Consider the following 26560-nt stretch of genomic DNA (forward strand, 5'->3'; position numbering starts at 1 on the left):
GTGCCCGGGTTTGGATTAGACTGCCACATGTCCATGCGCGCCGGTCCGGGTGGCGCGCCCAAAGGGAAAGCCGAGCGCAAATGAATACACGACAGGCCTTGCAGAACGTGACCAAGCTGACTGCGGCAGAAGAGATTTTTGCCCAGCTTCGGGAAGACATCATTTCCTTGTCGCTGGCACCGGGGGCGAAGCTCTCGGAGGTTGAGGTCGCCAGGGCCCATGATGTATCCCGACAGCCTGTCAGAGAGGCATTCATGCGCCTTGGCGAGCTGAACCTGCTGGAAATCCGGCCACAGCGAGCGACGCGGGTGCGCAAGATATCACATCGGGACCTGCGCGATACGCGCTTTGTGCGGACGGCGATCGAGGTCGAAATCGTTCGCGTTGCCTGTCGGGTCGCGACGGCGCAGGGCCTGACGGCGATTCGCGACAACCTTGACCGGCAGGGCGCGGTCGTTGCAGCGGGACGGGCCGCCGATCTGCATGCGCTGGATTACGAGTTTCACCGGCTGATCTGTGCCGCCGCCGACCGTTTGCCGGCCTTCCGTGTCATTGCCGAGAACAAGGCGCATACCGACAGGGTCTGTATGCTCGAACTCGCGGACGAGGCGGGGATGCAGGACGTGCTGCGAGGCCACACGGCCATGTTCGATGCGATTCGCGATGGCGATCAGGACCGGGCGGTCGCCGCGACTCGCCACCATCTGAAACATCTCGATGTGACGCTCGCCAAGGCCAGCGAAAACCACCCCGACCACTTCGAAGACTGAGGCCGCGCCGCCCCGCCGAAAGGCAATCTTGACAGAAGAGGGATACTACCATACTAGTTGATCCGTGAGACGGGCCGACTGTTGCCCGCAAGCTTTAGATTTGGGGATTCCTGATGGGACTGAACGGAAAGACGGCGATTGTGACCGGTGGTGGCCGTGACATTGGCCGTGCCTGTGCGTTGCGGCTCGCGCAAGAGGGCGCGCATGTGGCGATCAACTATCATTCGAGCGGTGCCGGCGCCGAATCCGCCGTGGCGGAGATCGTTGCGGCGGGGGGCAAGGCCTTTGCCATGCAGGGCGACATGACCAGCCAGTCGGATGTAGACGCGTTGGTTGAAAGAACCCGGTCCGAGCTTGGCGGCACCATCGACGTGCTGGTTCATGTGACCGGCGGTCTGGTGGCGCGCAAGACCTTTGCAGAGATGGACGCGGCGCATTGGAACGCCGTGATGGACCTGAATGTCACGTCGCTGTTTTATCTGGCCAAGGCGGCGACACCGCACATGCCCGAAGGCAGCAGCATCATCACCTTTGCCAGCCAGGCGGGGCGCGACGGCGGCGGACCGGGGGCGGTGGCCTATGCGGCCTCAAAGGGCGCGGTGATGACGATGACCCGTGGCATGGCCAAGGAATTCGGGCCGGGAATCCGGGTCAATTCGATCTGTCCGGGCATGATCGACACCGATTTCCACAACATCTTTACCAAGGATGACGTGCGCAAGGTGGTGGCAAATGCCGCCCCGCTCAAGCGCGAGGGGCTGCCGGTGGACGTGGCGAACCTGACCGCGTTCCTGGCCACCGATCAGTCGGCTTTCATGACCGGTGCCTGCGTGGATATCAACGGCGGCATCCTGTTTTCCTGACACACAGGAAACAAAACATGTGAATTACTCTCAACCAGCGCATTGAGGCTGGTTGAGCAAATCGAACCGCGCCATACTCGCGGTTGTTGGAAAAACACTCTGGGAGGAATGTTAATGACCAAGTCAATATCTCTGAAGGCGATCGCGCTCGGCGCGGCCATGATTGGTGCCGGGCTGATGGCAACAATGGCACCGGCCTATGCGGAATACCCCGAACGTCCGCTTACGCTGATCGTGCCGTGGGGGGCAGGGGGCGGGACCGATGCTACCGGTCGCATGATCGCCAGCCTGCTGCAAGAGGAGCTTGGGCAGCCGGTAAACGTCGTCAACCGCACGGGCGGCAGCGGCGTGGTCGGGCATTCCGCCATCGCGACGGCCGAGCCGGATGGCTATACGATCGGGGTTGTCACCGTGGAAATCGGCATGATGCATTGGGCCGGTCTGACCGAATTGACCGGCGCGGATTACACCCCCATCGCGCTCTACAACTCGGATGCCGCCGGCATACAGGTGCGCTCGGACAGCGAATGGGAGAGCGCCGGCGATTTCCTTGAGGCGGTCAAGGCGGATCCGGGCAAATACAAGTCATCCGGCACCGGGCAGGGCGGTATCTGGCACCTGGCGCTTGCCGGCATGCTGAATGACGCGGGGGCCGGAGCGGATGGCGCGCCCTGGGTGCCGTCCAAGGGTGCGGCAGCCGGGCTTCAGGAACTGGTCGCCGGCGGTGTCGATGTCGTCACCTGCTCGGTGGTTGAAGCCGCCGCGTTGATCAACGCCGGCAAGGTGAAATCGCTGGCCGTGATGGGCGAGGGCCGTCTGGGCGCATTCCCCGACGTTCCGACCCTCAAGGAAGCCACCGGCTCCGACTGGCAAATGGCCGCGTGGCGCGGCATCGCCGGCCCCAAGGGCATGCCCGAGGAGGCCACCGCGAAACTGTCCGCCGCGCTGGAAGTGGTCTGGAACTCCGCCGAGTTCCAGGAATTCATGGATGGCCGCGGCTTTGGGCTCGTCTGGAAGCCGGGCGAGGAATTCGCGACATGGATGGCCGATAGCGACGCCGCATTGGGCACCGTCATGAACGCCGTCGGGCTGGCCAAATAACCGGGCCTTTCGACGATTGCAGCTGAAGGGGTCCGCGGCATCTGGTCTGCGGTCCCCATTACTGCGTTCATTTCATTCAGATGAGGGGGCCACCATGCGATTCAACAATGCCGTTCCCGGCGTGTTCCTGATCCTGTTCGCGATGGCAGAGATTGCCTATGCGACGACCTTTCCGCGACTGCACGGCCAGAATTATGGTCCCGACCTGTTCCCGACGCTGATCGGGATCGGGCTGATCGTATGCGGTGCGATCCTGATCTTTCAGGGTATCGCCCAACGGGGCGCCGTGCCCATGGTACAGATCGGCAGATGGGCGAAGACTCCGGACAACATTGTCAATGTCGCGATCCTGCTGGGCAGTATCGTGCTCTATATCCTGCTGTCCGGCTGGCTGGGGTTCATTCCGCTTTCGCTGCTGATCCTGACGACCCTGCTGCGGCGTTTCGGCTCTGGCTGGGGCACCAGCATCATCGTCGCCGTGGTGACGACGCTCGTCATTCACACCCTGTTTGCCAAGCTGCTGCTGGTTCCGCTTCCCTGGGGCATACTATTGCCCGTGGCGTGGTGACCTGACATGGATGTCCTGCTCAAATCCCTTGACCTGATCGCCGATCCACAGACCCTTGGCGTCATGGTTCTGGCCGCGATGTTCGGTCTGTTTGTCGGCGCGATCCCCGGCTTGACGGCAACGATGGCGACCGCGTTGCTCATCCCGTTTACCTTTTTCATGGACCCGGTTCCCGCGATCGCGGCAATTGTCACCACCGTGGCCACCGCGATTTTCGCAGGCGACATTCCCGGTGCGCTGCTGCGCATCCCCGGCACGCCCGCCTCGGCGGCCTATTGCGACGAAGCCTATGCGATGACGCGCAAGGGGCTGGGCGAGCGGGCGCTTGGCATTGCGCTGGTGACGTCGGTGATCGGCGGGCTGACCGGCAGCGTGGTCCTGTCGCTGAGCGCGCCGATGCTGGCGGAATTCGCCATCCAGTTTTCGTCATTCGAATATTTCTGGCTCGCCTGCCTGGGCCTGTCCTGTGCGGTGATCATTTCCACCGGCTCGACGCTCAAGGGCTTTGTGTCGTTGTTCATCGGCCTGTTCATCGCAACGGTCGGCATCGACGGCACGGCGGGGCATCCGCGTTTTACCTTTGGCAGCGTCGAATTGATGGGCGGGGTCAGCTTTATCCCCGCGATGATCGGTATGTTCGCCATTTCCGAGGTCTTGCGCTATGTGGCCTCGAACCGCACCGTGACCGAGGTTCCGCATCGTTCGGCGGGCCACGTGTTTCGCGGGCTGGGGCCGATCCTGAACAAGTACCGGTTCAACATCCTGCGCGGCTCGTCGCTTGGCGCGGTGGTCGGCATACTGCCGGGGGCGGGGGCGGATATCGCGGCGTGGATTTCCTATGCCATTTCCAAGCAACGCTCCAAGGAGCCCGAGAAATTCGGCACCGGCAACCCCGAGGGGCTGGTCGATGCCGGGGCCGCCAACAATGCCAGCCTCGCGGGGGCCTGGGTGCCGGCCATCGTGTTCGGCATTCCCGGCGATTCCATCACGGCGATTGTCATTGGCGTGCTGTATATGAAGGGCATGAATCCGGGGCCGATGGTGTTCATCGAACGGCCCGAACTGATCTATTCGGTCTTTCTCGCCTTTTTCCTTGCCAATCTTGCCCTGTTGCCGCTCGGGTTCGGAGCGATCAAGCTCTCGCGCTATATCCTGCGCATTCCACGTCAGGTGTTGATGCCGATCATCCTGATCTTTTGCATGGTGGGCGCGTTCGCGATCAACAACACGGTGTTTGGCATCACGGTCATGCTGGTGCTTGGTATCCTGGCCTACCTGATGGAGGAAAACGGCTTTCCGGTTGCGCCCGCCATTCTCGGGATCGTCCTTGGCAACATGGTCGAAGACAATTTCATGGCCTCGATGATCAAGGCGGATGGTGATCCGCTGGGCTTTTTTTCCCGCCCGATTGCCGGTTTCCTGGGGGGTGTGACGATCCTGCTCTGGCTTGCGCCGCTTGTGTCGATGTTGCTGCGCTGGCGGGCGAGGCGGGCCGGGCGGGGTGCGTCCTGAGCGTCACGGGCGCGGCGCAATTTGATCGCCTGTGGTTTATGGCCATGACCGGCGGGGCGGTTTACACTGGCCCGCATGACGCAGCAGAGCACCATAGACGCGGACCATGCCGCGCGCTTTCCCGGCCCGCCGGCCTGGGCGCGTGTGGGTCCGCCGCCCACCGCCCCGGGCATCGCCTTTGCATCCGGCGCGTGCCTGTCGATGCTGGACGCCGCGCTTGGCGATCCTGTCCTGGCCGTGCCGCGCACGCTCCTGGCCAATACCATGGCCTTGCGGGCCGCGACCGCGATCTCGCGGCTCGAAGGCCGGCTGGCGCGCGAAAGCGACATTCGCGATGCCTATCACCTGACACCGCCGGGCGAGGCGCGCGGCCCGGATGGCGAGTTGCTGGCCTTATGGCGGGATGCGGTGCGGCTCGGGCTGAGCCGGTCGGGATGGCAGGATCGGCTGCGCGTGTTTGCGGGCCCGGATCACGAACCCCGGATCGACGGGTGGCTGGGCGATGCACAGGACCACGCGCGGGCCAACGGGCCGCTGGCCGGGTGCAGCCGGATCCTGCGGCTGGTGCTGTCCACGGATGATCGTGCCGAGCGGCTGGCCTGCCTGTTGTCTGACGTGGTGCTGGCGCGGATGCTCAACTGGGCGCACCCGCTGCCCATATCCGCGCAACGATTGACCAGGCCGGGGGTGCGGGCGTTGATCGCCGACGGTGCCGATGGCGAAATCGCCCTACAGGCGCGTCTGCTGGATGCCCTGCGCGATACCGCGTTGCTGGCCCGCGATCTGGCGGCGCGGGCCCATGCGCTGACCACGGTTGCGCCAAGGCTGCGGTCCAAGGCGTCGGTGGCGGCGGTCGACCTGTTTCTCGCGCAGGATGCGATTGCGCCTTCGACGATGCTCTCGCCGCGCATTCAGGGCACCAACATCCCGATGACAGATCGCGCCGCCCGGCGGTTTTGCAGCCGATTGGTCGAGCTTGGGGTTGCGCGCGAGCTGACCGGGCGCTCGACATTTCGGCTGTATGGGATCGGTCCATGAGTGTCGATCCGCAGCGGGATCAGGGAATTGACCGTGAGCTTGCCGATCTTCCCGCCGAGTTGCGCTGGCGCGAATGGATGGCGCGCGTCGAGGCGGTACTGTTTGCCAGTGCCACGCCGGTCGACCGTGACAGCCTCGCGCGGGTCATCGGGCGGAACGCCTCGCTCGAACTGCTGATTGATGACCTTCGGGCGGATCTCGCAAATCGCCCCTACGAGCTGGTCGAGACCGCGGGGCAATGGATGTTGCGCACCCGCAAGCAATTTGCCGACGCGATCCGGGCGGCGGCCGATACCGGCGACGGGGCGCTCGAATTCAGCGAACTGGAAATGGCCGTTCTCTGCGCGATTGCCTACCATCAACCGATCGACCGGGCCGGGCTGGCCGAGATTTTCGGCAAGGAGATCAGCCGTGACCTGTTGACCCGCCTGCGGTTGCGCGACCTGATCGCAACCGGCCCACGCGCGCCCAGACCCGGCGCGCCGCATACCTTTGTGACCACGCCGGTTTTCCTGTCGACCTTCGATCTGCCAAGCCTCCGCGATCTGCCCGATCTCGGACTGGCCGAGGTGAACCCGCTGCCCGGACGTGCGGCGACCTCGGGCTAGCGCCGCCGGACCCTGCCGATAGCGTCGACCTGGGGGCGGTCTTGCAATATATATGGACCTGGACGCATTATGTTTGCACAAAACCGTAACGCTGGAACCACGGGGTCATGCCGCGCATGAGGACGACGTTCAGAGATGTCAAATCGGACATTCTTGCCAAGATCACCCTGGGCGAATGGGCACCCGGAACGCTGTTGCCGAATGAGGTCGACCTTGCCGAGACTTATGGGTGTGCGCGGGCAACGGTCAACCGGGCGATGCGCGAACTGGCAGAGGACGGCATTGTCGAACGCCGCCGCAAGGCGGGCACACGGGTGCGCAGCGCCCCCATCCGGCAGGCACGGTTCGACATTCCCATAGTCCGCGACGAGATCGAAGGTGGCAACGCGGAATACCGCTATGCGCTTGTCAGCCGCGAGGCCGGCCCGGCCCCAGACTGGCTCAGGGCACAGCTGGCCCTCGGGCCGGGAACGCGGGCGGTTCACCTGACCTGCATGCACTACGCCGATGGCGCACCCTATCAATACGAGGATCGCTGGATAAATCTCGATGTGCTGCCCATGGCCGAAACCGCCGATTTTGCCGCGACCGGGCCAAATGAATGGCTGGTTTCAACCATCCCGTTCTCCAATGCCGAGATCAGCTTTTCCGCGTCGGCCGCCGATGCCCGGCTGGCCGAGTACCTGCGCTGTTCGGTTGGGCAGGCGCTCTTTACCATCGAACGGTCGACCTGGTGGGAAGACCGCCCGATCACCTTCGTGCGGCTGTTCTTTCGTCCCGGACACCGCATGACGACGCGGTACTAAGCCGGTGGTTTCATGTTAACCACATGAATTTGCAAAGCAAACATGCCTTTCGGGCCGTATGTGGTATCCAGCGTGTCGCAGAAAACCGGTCTTCGGGCTTAACCATGTTCACGTCAGCAATTGACAAAGGCGTGATCACTTCCTATCTCTCACATCGTTAAGTGGTGAATTACTGTAAAAATGTGAGTAACGATTGTGTGTACGCTTGTTCTGAAGCGCGGTGTTCTGGCCGCGATACTGGCGGTGTCAGGTTTTGGTGCCGCACATGCCGCAACGGTGAATATCGTCACCGCCGCGACGAACCCCCAGGAAACCAAGACCGGTATACGCGCCGACACGGCGACCTTTGGTCGTGACCTGGCGGGGATGACGGTTACCGCGGCCTATGATGATGGCACGCAAGAGGTCTTGACCTGGGAGGCGCTGCCGGTGCGTCCGGGCCATGGTCTCGACGGAGAGGCCGCCGGTGCGGATGTTCGCCTGTTTGCGGGCGACACCTATAACGGTTTTCAACTGACCACGACCAAGCTGCTGAGCTCGCTGAAACTGCAAGCGGCACCGGCCAACTCGATTTTCGACATGGCAATCGCCAATGATGGTGCCCTGGGCGACACGCCGTCCACCAAGATCGGCTTTCCGCTGGAAATCATGACCGGGGGGAACCTGTTGAACGGGGTGGTGACGGCCAGCTATTCGGGCATCGTGAACCTTGCCGGGCGCGCGGCGGACGGCGATGCCTATACCGACCTCTTTATCGATTTCTCCGCCGTCGCCGAGCGCGGCCTGCTTGGGTATATCGAGTTTCGCTCTGACATGGACACGCTCGAGGTCGCTGGCGATCTGGTCGCGGTTTCGGCTGTTCCCTTGTCCGCATCCTTCCCGCTCCTGGCCGGGGGTATCGCGGCGTTCGGGCTGTTGCGGCGGCGCAAGCTGCGCACGTCCTGAGCTTTGCTGTGGCGCATTGCATGTCAATGCGCCAGCGTATCGATCAGCAGAAAGACAAGCGCCGATATTGTCGCCGAGGCCGGGACGGTGATGACCCAGGCCGCAACGATTGTCATGAAGTGAGAGCGGCGGACGAGCTTGCGGCGTTTGCGCTCTTCGATGGCATGACCGACGTGATCCTGGCGCGCGAGCTGGGCCTTGCGCATGCGCCGCCCGGCATCCCATTCGCGAAAGAAACCGACGCCGAACACACCGCCGATCGCAATATAGGTCGAGCTGACCGGCAGACCGAGCCAGCTGGCCAGGATCACGGTGGCCGCCGCCGACAGGGCAACGCAATAGGCGCGCATGGGATTGAGACGGGTGATCTGCGCCCCCACCATCCGGATCAGCTTTGGCCCGAACAGAAACAGGCCAAGCGAGATACCAAAGGCCCCGATCATCATTACCCAGGCGGGAACGGTGATGGTGATTCCGACGCCGCCGGATTGCGAAGCCTGCACGATGGCGGCCAGCGGTCCGACCGCATTCGCCACGTCATTTGCGCCATGGGCAAAGCTCAGCAGGGCCGCCGAAACCACGAGGGGAATGCCAAACAGCGTCTTGATCGACTTGTTGCGGTTATCCAGCCCGTCCGATTGCAGACGCACCACCGGGATCATCGCAAGCCAGGTCGCCCCCCCAATCGCGATGCCGATCGCCGCTGTCTGCCACGGCGCGATGGTAACGATCTTGTTCAGACCCTTGAGCGCGAGATAGGCGGCAAAGGCACCGGCCATGATGCCGACAAGCACCGGAACCCATTGCCGCGCGGCGGCGATCTTGTCCTCGGCGGACATGATCCTTGCCTTGATGAACCTCAGCGTCAACGCCGCGATCATGCCGCCGAGGACCGGCGAGAGTATCCAGCTGAAGGCGATGGTGCCGACAATCGGCCAGTTGACCGCGGCAAAGCCCGCCGCGGCGATGCCCGCACCCATCACCCCGCCGACGATCGATTGTGTCGTCGAGACCGGGGCACCGATCCACGTGGCCAGGTTGACCCAGAGCGCCGCCGCCAGCAGCGCCGCCATCATCGCCAGCACAAAGACCGGGGCGGCGTCGATGCTGTGGGGGGCTATGATGTCTCCGGCGATGGTTGACGCGACATCGCCCCCGGCCAGCAGGGCCCCGGCACATTCACAGATGACGGCAATGCCGATCGCCGATTTCATCGAGAGCGCCTTGGCCCCTACGGCCGGTCCCATGTTGTTGGCCACGTCATTGGCACCGATATTCAGCGCCATGTACCCGCCAAGACAGGCGGCGATCACCGGAATCGCCGGACCGTTGCCCAAACCGAACAGCGACAGCGCCAGCAGACCCGCCAGCAGGATAAAGCACAGCGCCAGCCCCTGACCGACCATCGGTCGCGAGACATAGCTTGTCGCGGTTTCGAGATTCGAGTACCGCGCGAGATCGCGATCCAGCCGTTCGAGATGGCGCGGCGCGTCGTCGCGGTTATCCATGCTGACGCGGCTCTGCTGGGAACGCGGCAATCGGGGCCTGATACGTCGGGTTCAGCAAGAACTCAGGACTGGCCCGTGTTGTTTGCATGCTCGCGAAGGAAGATCTGTTTCAATTCCTCTTCCTGCACCATCTCGGCGGCGGTGGCGGCGTCGACCCAAACCCGGCGGCGCTCATGGGCTTCGGGAAAGGCGCTCATCAACCCGCCGACCGCGACCGAATAGACCAGCGTTTCCACCGGCGTGGCCCAGCCCGTGTCGTGCTGTTTGTCATATGTGTATAGGCCGATGGGCTCATCCACGACCTTGCTGCCGGTCACGCCGGCCTCTTCCCATGCTTCGCGCAGTGCGGTTTCCTGTGATTTCAAGCCCCGGATCGGCCAGCCCTTGGGGATGATCCAGCGGCCCGTGTCCCTGCTGGTGACCAGCAGATATTCGCGGTCGGACCCGTCGCCACGATGGCACAGGGCACCGATCTGGAGTTTTCTGGGACGTTGCAGCAGCGGGCCGGGGAAAAACTCCCATACGGTTTGAAATACAGAGCTCATTACTATGGTACTCGACGCTTATTGTTGTTTTTCACCAATATAGGGCAGTTTGCACGATGATACAAATCTTGCCCCGCTTGCGGCCCTGTTCCCGTGTGTGCGGCGCGACACACTCGCGCGCGGGTTGCGTGGGCGAGCAAGGTCACTTTTTGCGCCTGTTCCCCCTTGGTTTCTTGGGCCGTAGCTTTCATATAGGGCCAAGCTCCAAGGAGAGAACGACATGCTCGAACTATCGACCGGCGCCGAAACGCCCGCTGATCTGATCAAGGACACCACCGAGGCCAGCTTTATGGCCGACGTGGTCGAAACCTCGCAAACCACCCCGGTGATCGTCGATTTCTGGGCGCCGTGGTGTGGCCCCTGCAAGACGCTTGGCCCGATGCTGGAAAAGGCGGTGGTCGCGGCCAAGGGTGCGGTCAGGATGGTCAAGGTGAATGTCGACGAGGCCCAGATGATTGCCGGCCAGTTGCAGATCCAGTCGATCCCGACCGTCTATGCGTTCTTCAAGGGCCAGCCGATTGACGGTTTCCAGGGCGCGCAGCCCGAATCCGAGATCAAGGCCTTTGTCGATCGCGTGGTATCGGCGGCCGGTGGCGAAGCGCCGGGCGAGACGCTGAACGCCGCGGTCGAGGCCGCGGAAGAGATGCTTGCCGATGGTGCCGCGGTGGACGCGGCCCAGACCTTTGCCGCCATCCTTGCCGAAGACCCCAATAACGCGGGGGCATATGGTGGCCTTGTGCGGGCGCATATCGCGATGGATGACCTGGACCAGGCCGAAGCGATCCTGAACGGCGCACCTGCCGAGATTTCGGGCAGCGCCGAGCTCGAGGCCGCCCATGCCCAGATCGAGTTGGCGCGGCAGGCGGCGGATGCGGGGCCGATTGCCGAACTGACCGCCGCGGTCGAGGCCGATCCAGGGAATTTGCAGGCCCGTTTCGATCTTGCGCTTGCCCATCATGCCGGTGGCGACGTGCAGCAGGCGGTTGATATGCTGCTGGAGCTGTTCCGCAAGGATCGCGAATGGAATGACGGGGCCGCCAAGGCGCAGCTCTTTACCATTTTCGACGCGCTCAAGCCCAATGATCCGGTGGTCCTGAACGGGCGGCGCAAGCTCAGCTCGATGATATTTGCCTGACGCGGCAACAAGGCTACACTCTTCTGCATGTTGAAAACCGCTGACCTGCCGGACACCATCGCCGTGTTTCCGCTCCCCGGGGCGCTCTTGCTGCCCCGGTCGCGGTTGCCGCTGCACATTTTTGAGCCGCGCTACTTGCAGATGCTCGAAGATGCGCTGAAAACGCCGCAGCGGCTGATTGGCATGGTACAGCCCAACCCCTTGCCCGGTTCGGAGGCCGCAGTTCACAGCATCGGTTGCGCCGGGCGGGTGACGCAGTTTTCCGAAACCGAGGACGGGCGTTACATGATCACGTTGACCGGGGTGTCGCGTTTTCGCACCCGGCGCGAGAATGATGGATTCTGTCCCTATCGCCGGTTCGAAATCGACTGGGACGGGTTTGACCGGGATCTCGGGCCGACCGAGGCGGATGACGGCTTTGACCGGGGCCGGTTTCTGGACCTGCTCGACCGGTATTTTTCGGCGCAACAACTGGCGACCGACTGGGACACGATCAAGGAAGCGGATGACGAGCTGCTGATCAACTCGTTGTCGATGCTGCTGAATTTCGCCCCGGAAGAGAAACAGGCACTGCTGGAAGCGCCGAGCCTTGAGACCCGCCGGGAAACGCTGGTCACCTTGATCGAATATGCCCTGCGCGGCGGTGGCGAACATGAGGAATTGTTGCAATGACCGAGACCGGATCCGGGTTCGACCGGCGCATGCTCGAAGCGCTGATTTGCCCGCAGACCCAGACCACTCTGCGCTATGACGCGGCACATCAGGAATTGATTTCCAAGGCCGCCGGCCTCGCCTTTCCGATCCGCAATGGCATTCCAATCATGCTGGTCGACGAGGCGCGCAGCCTGGATTGATCGCGGGCCTTAACCCGGTCTTAGAATTCGTCTGCCTAGTCTGCACACACAACAGAGCGGACGGATGATGACCATGACCTACAAACCCGTGAAAGAGCTGGATGACATCCGTATGGAGATCCGGCGATTGAAGGCCCGCGAAAAATCGCTGCGCGCGATATTGATGTCGCGTCCGCGGCCTCAGGGTGGGCAAGAGGACGCCACCGAGCGGCAGCTGCGCCAGGCGTTCCGGCATCCGGGGTTGTTCGCCCGCATCGCGTCCTGATCGGCGAAACGCTCAGATCGGTTTGCCCTGCATCAGGCGGGGCAGGTCTCCGGTCAGCCCGGCGGCTTCGCGGATAAAGCCGCGCCGCAATCCGGGCATCGCATTGACCAGCCCCATGCCAAGGTCGCGGCCAAGGCGCAGCAGGGCGTTGTCATTCGAGAACAGCCGGTTGAACGCATCGGTCGCCAGCGCGAGCGTCGTCGCGTCAAAGCGCCGCCATTGCTGATAGCGTTCAAGCACCGTGGGCGCGCCGATGTCTTCTCCACGCCGCGCCGCCAGCGTCAGCGTTTCGGCCAGCGCCGCCACGTCGCGCAGCCCCGCATTCAGCCCCTGGCCCGCGATCGGATGCACCCCGTGAGCCGCGTCGCCGATCAGGGCAAGGCGCGTCCCGACGAACCGGTTGGCGAGGGTCAGGTCGAGCGGATAGGTAAAGCGTTTGCCGGCAAGCGTTATCTCTCCGAGAAAGTCCCCGAACCGCGGGCGCAGCGCCGCGAGATAGCCCGCGTCATCCAGCGCGTTGATCCGCCGGGCCTGGGCGGTGGTCTCACTCCATACGATCGAGCTGCGGTTGCCGGTCAACGGCAGGATCGCCAGCGGACCCGGTGGCATGAAAAACTGGTGCGCGATACCGTCATGGGGCCTCTCATGGGCAATCGCGCAGACCAGAGCGGTCTGCCCGTACGCCCACCCTGTGCGCTTGATCCCGGCGCGCGTGGCGGTGCCGCTGCTGCGGCCATCCGACCCGATCAGCACCCGACCGGTGATCCGGTTGCCATCATCCAGCGTGACCGACACATGCGACAGTTCGGTTTCCTGGCTCACGACGCGGCGGCCGTTGATTTGGGTGATCCCCGGTGCCACGTCCATCGCCGCTACGAATGCCGGACGCAGGTGGCGATCCTGGACCATGTAGCCCATCGGGCCTTCTTCGATTTCGGCGTGGTCAAAATGCATGAACAAGGGCGACGGGCCGTGCCCCGCATGGCCATCCGTGACCTTGATTTCCAGCATCGGCTGGGCCTCTGCCGCGACCCGGTCCCAGAGGCCGATCCCCTGCAACAGCCGTTGCGAGGTCAGCGCCAGCGCATAGCCGCGCCCGTCAAACCCGGCATCGGTTCGGGTTTCGGCGGGCAGGGCGTCGATGATCGTGACCGCGTGGCCGGTTTGCGCCAAAGCCAGCGCCAGCGCCGGCCCGTTCAGCCCGCCGCCCACGATGATGATATCCGTGTCGATGTCCATGCTGCGCAATATGACCGTGCGCGCGGGATTGTCCATGCGCGGTGCTGTCGCTAGGGTCGCGGCAAATTCACGGGAGAGCGCGACATGCAAGACTGGTTGACACAAGGCGCGGGCGATCTGGGGCGCGGTATTGCCAGCGGTGACATCGATCCGGTGGCGCTGGCGCAGATCTATCTGGACGCCATCGACGCGCATCCATTGCGGGACCGGATTTTTGCACGGGTGACGCATGATCGCGCCATGGCCGAAGCCCGCGCGGCGCGCGAGCGGGCCGGAGCGGGCCGCCGGTTGTCGCCTCTGGACGGGGTGCCGATCAGCTGGAAAGACCTGTTTGACAGCGCGGGTACGGCCACCGAATCCGGTTCGGCCCTGTTGAAAGACCGGGTGCCGCAAGCGGATTGCGAGGTGCTGCGCAATGCCACCGCCATGGGAACGGTCTGTCTGGGCAAGACTCACATGAGCGAACTGGCCTTTTCCGGTCTCGGCTATAACCCGGTGACGGCGACGCCGCCCTGCGTGAATGACGAAAACGCGGTTCCGGGCGGGTCATCCTCGGGGGCCGGGGCATCGGTGGCCTTTGGCCTGTCGGCAATCGGTATCGGGTCGGATACCGGCGGGTCGGTGCGGATTCCCTCTGCGTGGAACGATCTCGTGGGGCTGAAAACCACGTCCGGCCGTGTCAGCCTGTCGGGGGTTGTGCCCCTGTGCCTGGAATTCGACACTGTCGGCCCGCTCGGGCGTACGGTCGAGGATGCGGCGCTGATGCTGGCGGCGCTGGAAGCGGGGCGGGCGGCGGACCTGCGGGGCGCATCGCTCAGGGGGCGGCGGCTGGGCCTGCTTCAGACGGTGGCGCTGGAGGACATGCGGGATGTGCCGCGCGCCGCCTATGACAAGGCGGTCGACCGCCTGGCCCGGGCCGGGGCCGAGATCGAGCCGGTTTCCGTGCCCGAACTCACCGACGCCATGGGGCTGAGCGGGGTGCTCTATACATCCGAAGCCTATGGGCTCTGGCGGGATGTGATCGAAGCCAATCCTGACCTGATGTATGATCACATTCGCGACCGGTTCCGGGTGGGGGCGACATTCTCCGGGCCGGATTACGTAGCCGCATGGGCCAGCCTGCGCAGGGCGCGGGCAGCGTGGCACGATCGGACCGCGGGCTTTGACGCCATCCTGTGCCCGACCGCGGCCAACCTGCCGCCGAATCTGGATCGCCTGCTGTCGGACCCCGAATATTACGTCACCGAAAACCTGTTGACCCTGCGCAACACCCGGATCGGGAACCTTATGGGGCTGTGCGCGTTGACCCTGCCGACGGGCACGCCAAGCTGTGGCATATCGCTGATGGGGGCACCGAACGGGGAAGAGGCCTTGTTGCGGCTGGGTGCGGCGGCCGAGGCGGCTTTGGCCTGAAAGCCACAAATCCGGTTTGCGGCCACCGTTTGTCTGGACGCAGCCGCACCGCCTCTGTAATCTGTTGCGCAACGGGACGCCAATGATCCCGACCTGAGGCAACAACATGAATCTTCCCGAGCGGTTCTCGAACCTACCGGAATACGCATTCCCGCGTCTGCGCGCGCTTCTGGACGTTCATACGCCCGGCGGCGATGTCGTGCACATGACAATTGGCGAGCCGAAACACGATTTTCCCCAATGGGTTACGGATGTCATCGTCAAGAATGCGGCCGGTTTCAACTCTTACCCCGCGAATGACGGGGATGATGCGCTGCGCGGCGCGATCGCCGGCTGGATCGCGCGCCGCAATGGTGTGACACTGGATCCGGACCGGCAGGTCATGGCGCTGAACGGCACGCGCGAGGGGCTGTACAATGCGGCAATGGCGCTGTGCCCCGAGGGCAAGAACGGTCAGAAACCGGCAATCCTGACGCCGAACCCGTTTTACCAGGTCTACATGGTGGCGGCGATTTCGGTGGGGGCCGATCCGATCTTTGTGCCGGCCACCGCCGCGACCGGACATTTGCCGGACTATGCCTCGGTCGGGGCGGAGATGTTGAACCGAACCGCCATCGTCTATGTTTGTTCCCCCGCCAACCCGCAGGGTGCGGTGGCTAGCCGGGATTACTGGGCCAACCTGATATCGCTCGCCGAGCAATATGATTTCCGCATCTTCGCGGATGAATGTTACTCCGAGATTTACCGTGACACGCCGCCGCCCGGTGCCTTGCAGGTCGCACAAGAGATGGGCGCCGATCCGGAGCGGGTGACGATCTTTCACTCGCTGTCCAAGCGATCCAACCTGCCGGGGCTGCGCTCGGGATTCGTGGCCGGAGGGCCCGAGAGCATTGCGCAGATCAAGCTGTTGCGCAGCTATGCGGGCGCACCGCTGCCCGCGCCGTTGCAGGCCGCCGCCGCCGCGGTCTGGGCGGATGAGGATCATGTGGCTGAGAACCGGGCGCTGTACCGGGAAAAATATGCCATTGCCGACGAGGTGTTCGCGTCGGTGCAGGGCTACATGCCGCCCGAGGCGGGGTTTTTCCTCTGGTTGCCGGTCGAGGATGGCCAGGCGGCGGCGTTGAGGCTGTGGAAGGAAACCGGGGTTCGCGTCCTGCCGGGGGCGTATCTCGCGCAGGGAAGTCCGGGGAACAACCCGGGCGAAGGTTACATCCGGGTCGCGATGGTGGCCCCAAAAGACGACACGCAGGGCGGGCTGATCAAGCTGCGCGACTGCTTGTACAGGTAAATCGAGGGTAGTTATGGCATATCACACACGCAGTCGGGATCCTTTGCTGGACAGCAACATGCAGGCGGCAATCGAAAAACGCGGCAAGGAATTGCTGGGGATCGTGCTGATCTGTCTGGGTCTTGCGGCTGCGTCGATGATTGCCTCGTATACTCCGGACGATCCCAACTGGATGGTGTCGACCGATGCGCCGGTTCAGAACTGGCTTGGCTCCTTTGGGGCCTCGGTCGCGGCACCTTTGTTCATGATCGTCGGCTGGGGAAGCTGGGGCATCGCGTTGGTCTGCCTGGTCTGGGGGGCGCGTTTTGCGTTCCATTCCGGCGAAGATCGCGCGATGGGCCGTGTGATCTTTGCGCCGATCGCCATCGCCCTGGCTTCGATCTATGCCGCGACGCTGGTGCCGGATGCGGAATGGCGTGCGACCCACAGCTTTGGGCTGGGCGGGCTGTTTGGCGATACGGTCATGGGATTGCTGCTGACCCTGCTGCCCATCGGATCGCATCTCGCGCTCAAGCTGATGTCGTTCCTGACGGCGATCTGCATGGTGTGGCTGGCGGCCTACGTGTTCGGCTTTACCCGTGCCGAGCTTGGCCGGGGCCTGCGCCTGTCGCTCTATGGGCTGATCATGGGCTATAGCTGGCTGCGTACGGCGCTTGGCCGCGGGGCGGTCTCTGCTGCCGGGGTCGCGCGGGAACGTGCGGCCCAGTTCGCCGAGCGTCGCATTTCGCGCGCGGATGTCGAATACCAGGACGATAATACCGATGCCTTTACCATTCGCCGGGTGGCCGAGGACCCGGAGCTCGACGTGGTAGAGGACTATGACCATGAGGACGCACGCGAAGAGCGGGGCGGGTTCCTGTCGCGCATGCCGTCGCTGATCCGCCGCGCCGATCCGATGCCCCAGGCCGAGCTGGTCGAGGCGGCGGAAGAGATCAACGGCTATGACGACATGCCGGGTGATGACCGTATCCGCGCCAAGATCGCCGATGCGGTGCGTTCGCGGCTGCGCCCCGGCGAACCCAAACCCGATCCGACGCGTCCGCTGACCAAAGGGCGCGGGCGTGGTCCCGACCCGTTGCTGCTGGATACGTCGCGCGCCACGGGCCTGCGGGCCGAGCCGCCGCTGACCGCTGCGCAGGCGGAATTGCCGCCGGAACCCATGCTGCGCGCACCCGCCGCCATGCCTGTGCCCGAGCCGACCCTGATCGACCCGGCGATGCTTGCGCCCGAGGACGCGGTGATCGAGGCCGAGGATCCCGATGACATCCTGCCCCTTGCGGAACCGGCGAAACCCGAGCTGCCGCCAATCCCGACGGTCGAACCGCGCAAGGTCGTGCTGAACCCGCTGCGCAAGACCCCCACGCCGTCGCGCCGCGCCCAGGCCGAGGCCCAGCCGGCGTTGGCATTCGAGGAAAACGGCTCGGATTTCGAGATCCCGCCGCTCAACCTGCTGAGCGATCCATCCACCATCAAGCGCCATCACCTGAGCGACGAGGCGCTCGAGGAAAACGCGCGGATGCTGGAAAACGTGCTGGATGATTACGGCGTCAAGGGCGAGATCGTCAGCGTGCGCCCCGGCCCGGTGGTGACCATGTACGAGCTTGAACCCGCGCCGGGTCTCAAGGCGAGCCGGGTGATCGGCCTTTCGGACGATATCGCGCGCTCGATGATGGCGCTGTCGGCACGGGTCAGCACGGTGCCGGGCCGCTCGGTCATTGGTATCGAACTGCCCAACGAAAACCGCGAGATGTGCGTTCTGCGCGAAGTTCTGGCGGCGCGCGATTTCGGCGACAGCAACATGCGCCTGCCGCTGGCACTGGGCAAGGATATCGGCGGCGATCCGGTTGTTGCCAACCTTGCCAAGATGCCCCACCTGCTGATCGCCGGAACCACCGGTTCGGGCAAGTCGGTTGCGATCAACACCATGATCCTGAGCCTGCTGTACAAGCTGACGCCGGAAGAATGCCGCCTGATCATGATCGACCCCAAGATGCTGGAGCTGTCGGTCTATGATGGCATCCCGCATTTGCTGTCGCCGGTTGTGACCGATCCGAAAAAGGCCGTGGTGGCCCTGAAATGGGTCGTGGGCGAAATGGAAGACCGCTATCGCAAGATGTCCAAGATGGGTGTGCGCAACATCGAAGGCTATAACGGCCGGGTGCGTGACGCGCTGGCCAAGGGCGAAATGTTCAGCCGGACCGTCCAGACGGGCTTTGATGACGAAACCGGCGATCCGGTATTCGAAACCGAAGAGTTCGCCCCCGAGGCAATGCCATTCATCGTGGTGATCGTCGACGAGATGGCCGACCTGATGATGGTTGCCGGCAAGGAAATCGAAGCCTGCATCCAGCGTCTTGCACAGATGGCGCGGGCCTCGGGTATCCACCTGATCATGGCAACGCAACGCCCCTCGGTGGACGTGATCACCGGTACGATCAAGGCGAACTTCCCCACGCGTATTTCCTTCCAGGTGACATCAAAGATCGACAGCCGCACCATCCTCGGTGAAATGGGGGCGGAACAGCTTCTGGGCATGGGCGACATGCTCTATATGGCGGGCGGCGCCAAGATCACCCGCTGCCATGGTCCGTTCGTGTCGGACGAAGAGGTCGAAGAGGTGGTCAACCATCTCAAATCCTTTGGTCCGCCCAGCTATATGAGCGGTGTCGTCGAGGGGCCGGACGAAGAGAAAGAAAGCAATATCGACGCTGTTCTGGGGCTGGGTGGCAACACCAATGGCGAGGACGCGCTGTATGACAAGGCGGTACAGGTGGTGATCCAGGACCGCAAATGCTCGACCAGCTATATCCAGCGCAAACTGGCCATCGGTTATAACAAGGCGGCCCGCCTTGTCGAACAGATGGAAGATGAGGGTCTTGTGTCTCCGGCCAACCACGTGGGCAAACGCGAAATTCTGGTCCCGGAACAATCTTGAGTAGAACAGTCTGGAAAATCGAGAGGTTCGGCGCTATGATCTAGGCTGGTGAGACTGTGTGTGAGGGGTGGCGTATGCCTGTGGTTAGTGATTATACGGCGATCCTCGCCTATCTGGATGCTGAAGAGTATCGCTGGAACGCCACCGAAGATCTCGGGTTTCCGGTTTTTGTAAGTTACAGTTTCCATACCGCGGCCAACCTGCCGTCGCTCGGCAGCCTGCCTTATGCGGCGAACGCGGTTCAGGTCATGTCCAACGCGCAAAAAGCCGCTATCCGCTCTGCGATGACACAGTTCGAGGCAGTCTCGGGCATCAAGTTTGTTGAAACCACGGGCGACGCGATGATCACGGCCCATGCGGTGGTCGGGTCGGGCTATGGCGGCTGGGCGTATTACCCCTATGTGACAGATTTCAGCTCTTCCAGCGGCGGCTATGTGATCGACGTGACACGGGGCGACAAGCTGACCGGCAACAATTTCGGAATTCTGCTGCACGAGCTGGGCCATTCGGTAGGGTTGTCCCACACCCATGACGGCGGGCGAACGCTCGTGTCCGCGCTGGACAATTTCAGCCATACGGTCATGTCGTACAATTTCGCATCGACCCCAACCGACGATCTGGGGCCGCTGGATGTACAGGCGCTCAGGCTGATCTATGGCGATCCGATCGACCTGACCGGATGGAGCTATGGGTTCGAAGGGGACGTGTTCAAACTGCACGGCTCGGTTCGCGATGACGCGATCATGGGTGTCGAAGGCAGGAATATCCTGTCCGGCGGCGCGGGTGACGATATCATCATCGGGCGGGATGGCGATGACAGGCTTTATGGCGGCGCGGGCGATGATGTCTTGCGGGGTATGGAGGGCGCTGACTGGCTGTTTGGCAAGGACGGCGACGATCGCCTGATCGGCAGTGTCCAGGACAATGTGAACTATTCCGACCCCGGCATTCACAAGCTGTTCGGCGGGGCGGGGAACGATATCTTGCTGGGCGGGGACGGGAACGACCTGATGCAGGGCGGCGCTGGCCATGACCGGCTGCGTGGCGGCTTTGGCCGGGATAGGCTGGAGGGCGGCAAGGGCAACGACATCCTGATCGGCGGCGGCGGCATGGATGTTTTCATCTTTGAACCCGGCAGGCTCGGCGGAACCGACAAGATCCGCGATTTTGTCTATTATTCTGACAGCCTGGATTTTGCCGGGGCGGACCTGTCTCGGGACGATTTCACGCTCAAGGGCCGGGCCGGGGGAACCCATACGTTGCTCAGGGTCGATGATGGTGCTGATATCGACTTTGACATCGTCTTCAGAAACACACCGGTTCAGGATGTGAGAAACTATCTCGACGGTTACCACGATTTCGGTTGATTGCGCATTTGCGCGCCAAAACACGCCGATGTGAGAAATCGGGGGATGTATAGCGGTTCAGGCGGGGTTATCTGGGCGATATGAACAATTTGGCAAAGCTTTTTGCCGGGCTTGTCCTGGCCTTGTCGGCAACCTCGGCCCTGGCGCAGGGCAAGGTGCCGCTGTCGACGATATCCACCTACCTGAACGGGCTGACCACGGTAACAGCGCCGTTCACGCAGTATAACGACGATGGCAGCCAATCCACGGGGCAGCTTTATCTGCACCGGCCGGGCCGGATGCGGTTTGAATACGATCCCCCCAACGGCGCAACGGTTGTCGCGGGGTCCGGCGCCGTGGTGATCCACGACCCGAAATCCAACCAGCCGCCAGAGAGCTATCCGCTCAAGCGGACGCCGCTGTCGATCATCCTGGACCGCCGGGTGAACCTGGGTCAGGCGAACATGGTTGTCGGTCACAGCTTTGACGGCACCTCGACCGTGGTGACGGCGCAAGATCCCAAGAACCCGGATTATGGCCGTATCGACCTGAAATTCTCGGGCAATCCGCTGGAGCTGCGAAGCTGGGTCATTCACGACAATGCCGGGGGGCAGACCACGGTTGTGCTCGGCGCGTTGACCAAGGGGCAGAACCTGGGAAGTTCGCTCTTCAGTTCGCAAGGTGGGGGGCGGCGCGGCACCAATCGCTGATGCGTGGCCGGTTTCGGGCGGCACGGGTTGCGCCGCCCTCGGCGATCAGCGGATGGATTTGCAATTCGCCAGCTGCGCCGCGTAGATGTTCGAACGGTCCTGCACCTGGTCCGCGACCCGCATGAGCCAGCTCTTGTTCTTGTAGGTGCCCCGTGCAAACCCGTTCTGTCCTTCGTGATAGGCCAGGTATTGATTGCGCGTATCGGTCAGGGCGATGCCGTTCTTTTCCCGGCTCTGGTTCATGTACCACCCCATGAAATCGGTGGCGTCGCGGATGCGGTCGCGTTTGGCGCTGCGGCGGCCAGTCTGGTTGCGGTAATCATCCCACGTCCCGTCCAGGGCCTGGCTATAGCCATAGGCGCTGCTTTGCCGCCCCATCGGGATGACCCCCAGAACATAGTTATACGGGGTGCGCGCGTTGCCCCGAAACCGGCTCTCCTGGTAGATGGTCGCCATCTGCACATGCATCGGTACGCCCCAGCGGCGCTCTGTTGCCTGGAACGCCTTGACGTATTTCGGTCGCTGTTTCGCGATGCTGCATGCGTCATCCATGTTTCGCGGCGGGGATTCGTGACCGCCACCGCAGGATGCCAGGATCAGCAACAGCATCATCGCGCGAAGAGTTCTGCTCATCTGCCTCGTGCCTTTTTTGAACGAACCCTAGCGGAAAACGCTTCGCGTGGGAATCACAATTCCGCGTGATCAATCGGGTTGTGGCCCGCCTGGCCAGCCCGCGCATGTGCCCGCCGAAACGCTGTGCAGCAGAGACTGTCAAGCCGCCGTTCACAGACTGTTTCTTTGATTTTGAACGCATTTATTGGACAAGCATGGCTTGAAAAGGCTATTTAAGGAGGGTAGGGGCACCATTGTCATGCTGAGAACGCGCGCAAAATATAATCTCGGTCAGGTTGTCCGTCACAAGAAACACCCGTTTCGCGGTGTTGTGTTCGACGTCGACCCCGAATTCGCGAATACCGAGGAATGGTATCAGGCCATTCCCGAAGACAGCCGCCCCATGCGTGATCAGCCGTTTTACCACCTGCTCGCCGAAAACGATCAGTCCTATTACGTGGCCTACGTGTCCGAGCAGAACCTTGTCGCGGATTATTCCGGCGAGCCGGTTGACCATCCGGACATCCCCGACATGTTCGGCCCGTTCGAGGACGGGGCCTATCCGCTGCATTTCCAGCTGAACTGACCCAGCCGCTTCGTCAGTACCCTAGCGCACAGCCGTCCTTGCGCGGGTCGCTCGCGCCCACCAGCACGCCGTCATCGGTGATCCGGATGGCCTGTGCACCGCCGATGGCGGTCTCGGGGATCGAAACGGCATGGCCCAGATCGGCAAGCTGTTGGCGCACCGCGTCGCTGTATCCGCGCTCCACCTTCATGTCGCCCGCATCCGAAAAGCTGCGCGGCGCATCCAGCGCCTGCTGCATTTCCATGCCGAAATCGCTCAGGTTGCTGATCAGCCGCGCATGTCCATTCGGTTGATAGGCCCCGCCCATGACGCCAAATGGCATGGTCACGCGGCCGTTTTCGCGCAGCATTCCCGGAATGATCGTGTGCATCGGACGCTTGCCGCCGCCCAGTTCGTTGGGGTGTCCGGCGTCGAGCGTAAAGCCCTGGCCCCGGTTCTGCAGCAGGATGCCGAACTTGTCGGTGGCGATCCCCGAGCCAAAGCCGTGAAAGATCGAATAGATCAGCGAAACCGCCATCCGGTCCTTGTCGACCACGGTGATATAGATCGTGTCCTTGTGGACCGCTTCGGCCAATGGTGCCGCGGCGGGCATTGCCCTGTCGCGCCGGATCAGCGCCGCCAGCGCGGCGGCGGTTTCCGGCGCAAGCATGTGGTCGAGCCGATCCGTGTGGTTTGCATCTGCGATGAACCGGTTGCGGGTATCATAGGCTAGCTTGGCGGCCTCGGCCTCGATATGCGCGCGTTCGGCCCCCAGCGGATCCATCGCCGCGATGTCGAAATGCGACAGGATATTCAGCATCAGGATTGCGGTGGCGCCTTGCCCGTTGGGCGGATGCTCGACCAGTTCGACCCCGCCATACGTGCCGCTGACCGGGGTCGTTGCCTCGCAGGCGGTGGTCGCGAAATCCTCGAGGCTGTGGACCCCACCCAACGCGGCGAGCGAATTGACCATGTCTTCGGCGATCTCGCCGGTGTAAAAGGCATCGCGCCCGTCCCTGGCCACCCGGCGCAGAACCTCGGCCTGCCCCGGAGCGCGAAACAGCTGGCCGGGTTTGGGAACCTCGCCATTCACGAGATAACTTGCGCGCGCGCGTGGGTTCAGCACCGGCGCGTCATTCCCCCAGTCAAAGGCCACGCGCGGTGCGACCGGCACGCCGTTCTCGGCATAGTGGATAGCCGGTTGCAACAACGCGTCCAGCCCAAGCACGCCAACCGTTTCCGACAGGTGACAGAACGCATCCATCGCGCCGGGCACGGTAACGGCATCGGGGCTGCCCTGTTGGATGGCGGTCAGCCCGGCGGCGCGCAGGCGGCTGGCATCCGCCGCGGCGGGGGCCTTGCCCGAACCGTTCAGGGCGAGGATGTCATCGCTGCCAGAAGGGGAGTAGAGCACGAAACAATCGCCGCCTATGCCGGTCATCTGGGGCTCGCAAATACCGAGCAGCACCGCGCCGGCGATTGCCGCGTCCATCGCGTTGCCCCCGCGCCTGAGAATATCCACCGCCGTCTGTGCGGCCAGCGGATGCGAGGTGGCGCACATGCCGTTCGTGCATAGAACGGCGGAACGCCCCGGAACCTGAAAATCGCGCATCTTGTCTCTCCCAATCGTCGGGCGAGCCTATGCGGCGATCCGCAGAATGCCAATATGAGCAGGATCGTTTGCCGCAAATTCCTTGGTGCCACGTACTGGGTGGGGGCTATGACACGTGGCACCAAGGGAAGCCATTTGCAGCTACCCTTATGTTTTGCCCTTTCATTGGGTCAGCGGTTGGGAGGCAATTGGGCCATTTTGGGGCGCTGCCCGAGAACCGGGCCGTTCGCCCCGAAGCGCGATCATTCGACGCCGGGGATCAGGTCAAAGGTCAGTTGCAGGTGGTTTCGTCCGCCCATCCGCCTGTAACGGATGGTCCGGGCAAGGGCGCGGATCATGAACCAGCCAAAGCCACCTTCGGGAAGGTCCTCCAACGGTGTATCGATATTGGCCGGTTTTCCCTCGGGCAACGTGCCACCGGGCAGCGTCGCACCCGCATCCACGAGCAGCACCCGCAGCATGGTGTCGTTCACGCGCGCACGAAACACCACGCGACCATGGGCGATGTCGCGATACGCATGTTCGACGATGTTGTTGACCACTTCGGCGAGCGCGATTTCCACCGCGCCGATCTGCTCTTGCGAGACACCGATCCTGCGCAGGCGCATCATGATGTCAGACAGTGCGCCGCGCGTGTCCAGCTCGGTCGCCATGAACTCGTGTGTAAAGCCTGTCCACTTGCCACTCACCACAAACGACTCCGATGACTTAGCCCACCTCGGTGGCGATGGCGTCATCCAGCGAGGCAAACAGGTTGAACACCGTATCCATCCGGGTCAGGCGAAACACCTTGTCCACGGTCGGGGTCAGCCCCGCGAGATCGAGCTTGCGACCGCTGCCAAGCTGTTTCATCGAGGCGACGATGGCACCAAGCCCGCTTGAATCGATGAATTCGACCGCGGACAGGTCGAGGATGACACGGGCCGGGCCGTCGGCCGCCTGTGTGCGCATGTCTTCCTTGAACTGAATCGCCATTGCCGCATCAATGCGTGCCGCATGGACGGTGATGATCTTGGTGGTTTCGGTTGCTGTGCTGGTCAGGCTCACCGGATTGCTCCATTTCAGGCATCGATCGTGCAGGAAACGCTAGACGGCAATCCTTACCATTCGGTATGCAACCCACAGGTAATGGAGGGATTATCATGAAAGAGGTGGTCATCAGCGGCGCGGCGCGCACGCCCATGGGTGGTTTTCAGGGTGTGTTCGACAATGTGCAGGCGGCGGATCTGGGCGGGGCGGCGATCCGGGCTGCGTTGAAAGGCGCCGGGACGGACACGGTTGACGAGCTGCTGATGGGGTGTGTGCTGCCCGCGGGGCAGGGACAGGCACCCGCGCGCCAGGCCGGTTTTGCCGCCGGGCTGGGCGAAGAGGTGCCGGCGACCACGCTCAACAAGATGTGCGGTTCGGGCATGAAGGCGGCGATGATCGGATATGACCAGATCGCCCTGGGGAATACCGATATCATGGCGGTTGGCGGCATGGAGAGCATGTCGGGCGCGCCGTATATCCTGCCCAAGATGCGCGGCGGTGCCCGGATCGGCCATGGCCAGGTCATCGACCACATGTTCCTTGACGGGTTGGAAGACGCCTATGACAAGGGCCGCTTGATGGGCACCTTCGCCGAAGACTGTGCCGAGGCGTTCCAGTTCACCCGCGAGGATCAGGATCAATACGCCATCGGCTCGCTGGACAACGCGCTGGCGGCGGAACGCAGCGGTGCCTTTGACGATGAAATCGCCCCCTTTACCGTGCATGCCCGGACCGGCGAAGAGATCATCACCCGCGACGAACAACCGGCCAAGGCGCGCCCCGAAAAGATCCCGATGCTGAAACCCGCGTTTCGCAAGGGCGGGACGGTCACGGCGGCCAACAGCTCGTCGATCTCCGACGGAGCCGCGGCGCTGATCCTGTCGTCGCGCGACCACGCGGAAGCCAACGGCCTGACCATCCGCGCCCGCATCCTGGGACATGCCTCGCATGCCCAGGCCCCGGCCTTGTTCCCGACCGCCCCGGTGCCGGCGGCGAAAAAGCTGCTCGACCGGCTGGGCTGGAACAAAAGCGATGTCGACCTTTGGGAGGTCAACGAGGCCTTTGCCGTGGTGCCGATGGCCTTCATGAAGGAAATGGGCCTGCCGCGCGACATCGTCAACGTGAATGGCGGGGCCTGTGCGCTTGGGCATCCGATTGGTGCCTCCGGGGCCCGGATCATGGTGACCTTGCTGAACGCGTTGGAAAAACGCGATCTCAGGCGTGGAGTTGCGGCGATCTGTATCGGTGGCGGCGAAGGCACTGCCATCGCCATCGAGCGGGTTTGATACCTCT

Annotated in this window: 27 protein-coding genes; 20 read left to right on the forward strand and 7 right to left on the reverse strand. The window is 63.2% G+C overall.

Annotated elements, in window-relative coordinates:
* Window positions 1-80: 80 nt before the first annotated feature.
* From ACP15R_RS16255 to ACP15R_RS16295, 9 genes are all read left to right on the forward strand, one after another.
* Entirely contained in the window at window positions 81-770 is a 690-nt protein-coding gene (locus ACP15R_RS16255) for a GntR family transcriptional regulator (RefSeq protein ID WP_424987515.1), read from the forward strand.
* A gap of 113 nt (window positions 771-883) precedes the next feature.
* Window positions 884-1633 carry an SDR family NAD(P)-dependent oxidoreductase gene (locus ACP15R_RS16260; RefSeq protein ID WP_424987516.1) on the forward strand — a complete coding sequence of 250 codons (750 nt, stop codon included), beginning with the start codon at window positions 884-886 and terminating at the stop codon, window positions 1631-1633.
* A gap of 114 nt (window positions 1634-1747) precedes the next feature.
* A complete protein-coding gene (locus ACP15R_RS16265; protein WP_424987517.1) occupies window positions 1748-2734 on the forward strand; it encodes a tripartite tricarboxylate transporter substrate binding protein in 987 nt (328 codons plus the stop codon).
* A gap of 94 nt (window positions 2735-2828) precedes the next feature.
* Complete coding sequence (locus ACP15R_RS16270) at window positions 2829-3302, forward strand: tripartite tricarboxylate transporter TctB family protein (protein WP_424987518.1); 474 nt, start codon at window positions 2829-2831, stop codon at window positions 3300-3302.
* A 6-nt stretch (window positions 3303-3308) separates the two neighbouring features.
* Window positions 3309-4814: a tripartite tricarboxylate transporter permease gene (locus ACP15R_RS16275; protein WP_424987519.1), complete on the forward strand. Its 1506-nt coding sequence runs from the start codon at window positions 3309-3311 to the stop codon at window positions 4812-4814.
* A 75-nt stretch (window positions 4815-4889) separates the two neighbouring features.
* A complete protein-coding gene (locus tag ACP15R_RS16280; RefSeq protein ID WP_424987520.1) occupies window positions 4890-5852 on the forward strand; it encodes a DUF1403 family protein in 963 nt (320 codons plus the stop codon).
* Window positions 5849-6460: an SMC-Scp complex subunit ScpB gene (gene scpB / locus ACP15R_RS16285; RefSeq protein WP_424987521.1), complete on the forward strand. Its 612-nt coding sequence runs from the start codon at window positions 5849-5851 to the stop codon at window positions 6458-6460. Before ACP15R_RS16280 ends, scpB begins: the two co-directional genes overlap by 4 nt.
* 116 nt (window positions 6461-6576) lie before the next feature.
* Complete coding sequence (locus tag ACP15R_RS16290; protein WP_424987522.1) at window positions 6577-7266, forward strand: GntR family transcriptional regulator; 690 nt, start codon at window positions 6577-6579, stop codon at window positions 7264-7266.
* A 195-nt stretch (window positions 7267-7461) separates the two neighbouring features.
* On the forward strand, window positions 7462-8211 hold the full coding sequence (locus tag ACP15R_RS16295; protein WP_424987523.1) for a VPLPA-CTERM sorting domain-containing protein: 750 nt from the start codon (window positions 7462-7464) through the stop codon (window positions 8209-8211).
* A 23-nt stretch (window positions 8212-8234) separates the two neighbouring features.
* Here the strand turns inward: ACP15R_RS16295 and ACP15R_RS16300 are convergent, their stop codons facing one another.
* Entirely contained in the window at window positions 8235-9719 is a 1485-nt protein-coding gene (locus ACP15R_RS16300; protein WP_424987524.1) for an inorganic phosphate transporter, read from the reverse strand.
* Between the two features lie 62 nt (window positions 9720-9781).
* A complete protein-coding gene (locus tag ACP15R_RS16305; RefSeq protein ID WP_424987525.1) occupies window positions 9782-10264 on the reverse strand; it encodes an NUDIX hydrolase in 483 nt (160 codons plus the stop codon).
* A gap of 220 nt (window positions 10265-10484) precedes the next feature.
* Between ACP15R_RS16305 and trxA the strand changes: the two genes are divergently transcribed.
* The 4 genes from trxA (at window position 10485) to ACP15R_RS16325 (ending at window position 12518) form a co-directional block, all read left to right on the forward strand.
* Entirely contained in the window at window positions 10485-11399 is a 915-nt protein-coding gene (gene trxA / locus ACP15R_RS16310) for a thioredoxin (RefSeq protein WP_424987526.1), read from the forward strand.
* 27 nt (window positions 11400-11426) lie between these two features.
* Window positions 11427-12071 carry an LON peptidase substrate-binding domain-containing protein gene (locus tag ACP15R_RS16315; RefSeq protein WP_424987527.1) on the forward strand — a complete coding sequence of 215 codons (645 nt, stop codon included), beginning with the start codon at window positions 11427-11429 and terminating at the stop codon, window positions 12069-12071.
* On the forward strand, window positions 12068-12253 hold the full coding sequence (locus ACP15R_RS16320) for a Trm112 family protein (protein ID WP_424987528.1): 186 nt from the start codon (window positions 12068-12070) through the stop codon (window positions 12251-12253). Before ACP15R_RS16315 ends, ACP15R_RS16320 begins: the two co-directional genes overlap by 4 nt.
* Before the next feature lie 73 nt (window positions 12254-12326).
* Window positions 12327-12518 (forward strand): hypothetical protein, encoded by a 192-nt coding sequence (locus tag ACP15R_RS16325; protein ID WP_424987529.1) that lies wholly within the window; start codon window positions 12327-12329, stop codon window positions 12516-12518.
* Window positions 12519-12530: 12 nt separating this feature from the next.
* Here the strand turns inward: ACP15R_RS16325 and ACP15R_RS16330 are convergent, their stop codons facing one another.
* The gene (locus ACP15R_RS16330) at window positions 12531-13793 is read right to left on the reverse strand and encodes an FAD-dependent monooxygenase (RefSeq protein ID WP_424987530.1); all 1263 of its coding nucleotides are present in this window, start codon (window positions 13791-13793) and stop codon (window positions 12531-12533) included.
* Window positions 13794-13841: 48 nt separating this feature from the next.
* On the opposite strand from ACP15R_RS16330, the gene ACP15R_RS16335 reads away from it, so the two are divergent.
* From ACP15R_RS16335 to ACP15R_RS16355, 5 genes are all read left to right on the forward strand, one after another.
* Window positions 13842-15170 (forward strand): amidase, encoded by a 1329-nt coding sequence (locus ACP15R_RS16335; RefSeq protein ID WP_424987532.1) that lies wholly within the window; start codon window positions 13842-13844, stop codon window positions 15168-15170.
* A gap of 106 nt (window positions 15171-15276) precedes the next feature.
* Complete coding sequence (locus ACP15R_RS16340) at window positions 15277-16458, forward strand: aminotransferase class I/II-fold pyridoxal phosphate-dependent enzyme (RefSeq protein ID WP_424987533.1); 1182 nt, start codon at window positions 15277-15279, stop codon at window positions 16456-16458.
* 13 nt (window positions 16459-16471) lie between these two features.
* Window positions 16472-19393 (forward strand): DNA translocase FtsK 4TM domain-containing protein, encoded by a 2922-nt coding sequence (locus ACP15R_RS16345; RefSeq protein WP_424987534.1) that lies wholly within the window; start codon window positions 16472-16474, stop codon window positions 19391-19393.
* Window positions 19394-19467: 74 nt separating this feature from the next.
* Complete coding sequence (locus tag ACP15R_RS16350) at window positions 19468-20760, forward strand: hypothetical protein (protein ID WP_424987535.1); 1293 nt, start codon at window positions 19468-19470, stop codon at window positions 20758-20760.
* An 80-nt stretch (window positions 20761-20840) separates the two neighbouring features.
* A complete protein-coding gene (locus tag ACP15R_RS16355; protein ID WP_424987536.1) occupies window positions 20841-21449 on the forward strand; it encodes a LolA family protein in 609 nt (202 codons plus the stop codon).
* A gap of 45 nt (window positions 21450-21494) precedes the next feature.
* Here the strand turns inward: ACP15R_RS16355 and ACP15R_RS16360 are convergent, their stop codons facing one another.
* Complete coding sequence (locus ACP15R_RS16360) at window positions 21495-22082, reverse strand: hypothetical protein (RefSeq protein WP_424987537.1); 588 nt, start codon at window positions 22080-22082, stop codon at window positions 21495-21497.
* Between the two features lie 238 nt (window positions 22083-22320).
* Here ACP15R_RS16360 and hspQ point away from each other — a divergent pair, with 238 nt between their 5' ends.
* Window positions 22321-22647 carry a heat shock protein HspQ gene (hspQ, locus tag ACP15R_RS16365; RefSeq protein WP_424987538.1) on the forward strand — a complete coding sequence of 109 codons (327 nt, stop codon included), beginning with the start codon at window positions 22321-22323 and terminating at the stop codon, window positions 22645-22647.
* Between the two features lie 13 nt (window positions 22648-22660).
* Here the strand turns inward: hspQ and ACP15R_RS16370 are convergent, their stop codons facing one another.
* The 3 genes from ACP15R_RS16370 to ACP15R_RS16380 all read right to left on the reverse strand — a co-directional run bounded on the left by ACP15R_RS16370 (window position 22661) and on the right by ACP15R_RS16380 (window position 25285).
* Complete coding sequence (locus ACP15R_RS16370; RefSeq protein ID WP_424987539.1) at window positions 22661-24238, reverse strand: gamma-glutamyltransferase family protein; 1578 nt, start codon at window positions 24236-24238, stop codon at window positions 22661-22663.
* A 242-nt stretch (window positions 24239-24480) separates the two neighbouring features.
* Window positions 24481-24927 (reverse strand): ATP-binding protein, encoded by a 447-nt coding sequence (locus ACP15R_RS16375; protein WP_424987540.1) that lies wholly within the window; start codon window positions 24925-24927, stop codon window positions 24481-24483.
* 19 nt (window positions 24928-24946) lie between these two features.
* Window positions 24947-25285: an STAS domain-containing protein gene (locus tag ACP15R_RS16380; protein WP_424987541.1), complete on the reverse strand. Its 339-nt coding sequence runs from the start codon at window positions 25283-25285 to the stop codon at window positions 24947-24949.
* 92 nt (window positions 25286-25377) lie between these two features.
* Here ACP15R_RS16380 and ACP15R_RS16385 point away from each other — a divergent pair, with 92 nt between their 5' ends.
* The gene (locus ACP15R_RS16385) at window positions 25378-26553 is read left to right on the forward strand and encodes a thiolase family protein (protein ID WP_424987563.1); all 1176 of its coding nucleotides are present in this window, start codon (window positions 25378-25380) and stop codon (window positions 26551-26553) included.
* The last annotated feature ends 7 nt before the right edge of the window (window positions 26554-26560 follow it).

The organism is Microbulbifer sp. S227A (genome assembly GCF_049800935.1).

Excerpts from the sequence above, each read along its gene's own strand:
- ACP15R_RS16255 (WP_424987515.1), top strand. The coding sequence starts at position 81 with ATGAATACACGACAGGCCTTGCAGAACGTGACCAAGCTGACTGCGGCA.
- ACP15R_RS16260 (WP_424987516.1), top strand. The coding sequence starts at position 884 with ATGGGACTGAACGGAAAGACGGCGATTGTGACCGGTGGTGGCCGTGAC.
- ACP15R_RS16265 (WP_424987517.1), top strand. The coding sequence starts at position 1,748 with ATGACCAAGTCAATATCTCTGAAGGCGATCGCGCTCGGCGCGGCCATG.
- ACP15R_RS16270 (WP_424987518.1), top strand. The coding sequence starts at position 2,829 with ATGCGATTCAACAATGCCGTTCCCGGCGTGTTCCTGATCCTGTTCGCG.
- ACP15R_RS16275 (WP_424987519.1), top strand. The coding sequence starts at position 3,309 with ATGGATGTCCTGCTCAAATCCCTTGACCTGATCGCCGATCCACAGACC.
- ACP15R_RS16280 (WP_424987520.1), top strand. The coding sequence starts at position 4,890 with ATGACGCAGCAGAGCACCATAGACGCGGACCATGCCGCGCGCTTTCCC.
- scpB (WP_424987521.1), top strand. The coding sequence starts at position 5,849 with ATGAGTGTCGATCCGCAGCGGGATCAGGGAATTGACCGTGAGCTTGCC.
- ACP15R_RS16290 (WP_424987522.1), top strand. The coding sequence starts at position 6,577 with ATGAGGACGACGTTCAGAGATGTCAAATCGGACATTCTTGCCAAGATC.
- ACP15R_RS16300 (WP_424987524.1), bottom strand. The coding sequence starts at position 9,719 with ATGGATAACCGCGACGACGCGCCGCGCCATCTCGAACGGCTGGATCGC.
- ACP15R_RS16305 (WP_424987525.1), bottom strand. The coding sequence starts at position 10,264 with ATGAGCTCTGTATTTCAAACCGTATGGGAGTTTTTCCCCGGCCCGCTG.
- trxA (WP_424987526.1), top strand. The coding sequence starts at position 10,485 with ATGCTCGAACTATCGACCGGCGCCGAAACGCCCGCTGATCTGATCAAG.
- ACP15R_RS16315 (WP_424987527.1), top strand. The coding sequence starts at position 11,427 with ATGTTGAAAACCGCTGACCTGCCGGACACCATCGCCGTGTTTCCGCTC.
- ACP15R_RS16320 (WP_424987528.1), top strand. The coding sequence starts at position 12,068 with ATGACCGAGACCGGATCCGGGTTCGACCGGCGCATGCTCGAAGCGCTG.
- ACP15R_RS16325 (WP_424987529.1), top strand. The coding sequence starts at position 12,327 with ATGACCTACAAACCCGTGAAAGAGCTGGATGACATCCGTATGGAGATC.
- ACP15R_RS16330 (WP_424987530.1), bottom strand. The coding sequence starts at position 13,793 with ATGGACAATCCCGCGCGCACGGTCATATTGCGCAGCATGGACATCGAC.
- ACP15R_RS16335 (WP_424987532.1), top strand. The coding sequence starts at position 13,842 with ATGCAAGACTGGTTGACACAAGGCGCGGGCGATCTGGGGCGCGGTATT.
- ACP15R_RS16340 (WP_424987533.1), top strand. The coding sequence starts at position 15,277 with ATGAATCTTCCCGAGCGGTTCTCGAACCTACCGGAATACGCATTCCCG.
- ACP15R_RS16345 (WP_424987534.1), top strand. The coding sequence starts at position 16,472 with ATGGCATATCACACACGCAGTCGGGATCCTTTGCTGGACAGCAACATG.
- ACP15R_RS16350 (WP_424987535.1), top strand. The coding sequence starts at position 19,468 with ATGCCTGTGGTTAGTGATTATACGGCGATCCTCGCCTATCTGGATGCT.
- ACP15R_RS16355 (WP_424987536.1), top strand. The coding sequence starts at position 20,841 with ATGAACAATTTGGCAAAGCTTTTTGCCGGGCTTGTCCTGGCCTTGTCG.
- ACP15R_RS16360 (WP_424987537.1), bottom strand. The coding sequence starts at position 22,082 with ATGAGCAGAACTCTTCGCGCGATGATGCTGTTGCTGATCCTGGCATCC.
- hspQ (WP_424987538.1), top strand. The coding sequence starts at position 22,321 with ATGCTGAGAACGCGCGCAAAATATAATCTCGGTCAGGTTGTCCGTCAC.
- ACP15R_RS16370 (WP_424987539.1), bottom strand. The coding sequence starts at position 24,238 with ATGCGCGATTTTCAGGTTCCGGGGCGTTCCGCCGTTCTATGCACGAAC.